Genomic DNA, 410 nt, shown 5'->3' with positions numbered 1-410 from the left:
CCACCGGGTCGACAGCACCGAAAGGCTCGTCCATGAGGAGGATGTCGGGGTTGGCGGCCAGGGCGCGTGCCACCCCGACTCGTTGTCGCTGCCCGCCTGATAGCTGGGTGGGGTATCGACGCGCCACGGAAGAATCGAGGCCGACTCTTTCGAGTAAGTCCATCGCTCGGGTACGGGCAGCAGTCCGCGAAACCCCCGAGAGAAGGGGCACAGCGGCGATGTTGTCAACAACAGTGCGGTGGGGGAGCAATCCGCCCGATTGCATGACGTATCCGATCTGGCGGCGCAGCTTGACCGGATTGACGGTGGCGACATCAGTGTCGTCGATGAGTATTCGTCCTTCAGATGGATCAACCATCCGATTGACCATCCGCAGCAGGGTCGTCTTGCCACACCCCGAAGACCCCAGG

Annotated in this window: 1 protein-coding gene; it reads right to left on the bottom strand. The window is 62.7% G+C overall.

Going from position 1 to position 410, the window contains the following annotated elements; translation table 11 throughout:
* A partial coding sequence (locus KJQ99_RS11430) for an ATP-binding cassette domain-containing protein (protein ID WP_284467061.1) occupies nt 1–370 on the bottom strand: 370 nt, incomplete at its 3' end.
* Between the last annotated feature and the right edge of the window lie 40 nt (nt 371–410).

Origin of the sequence: Campylobacter sp. 2018MI13 (genome assembly GCF_018501135.1) — a bacterium.
Lineage (GTDB): Bacteria > Campylobacterota > Campylobacteria > Campylobacterales > Campylobacteraceae > Campylobacter_E.
This window is presented reverse-complemented; position numbering and strand designations above follow the sequence as displayed.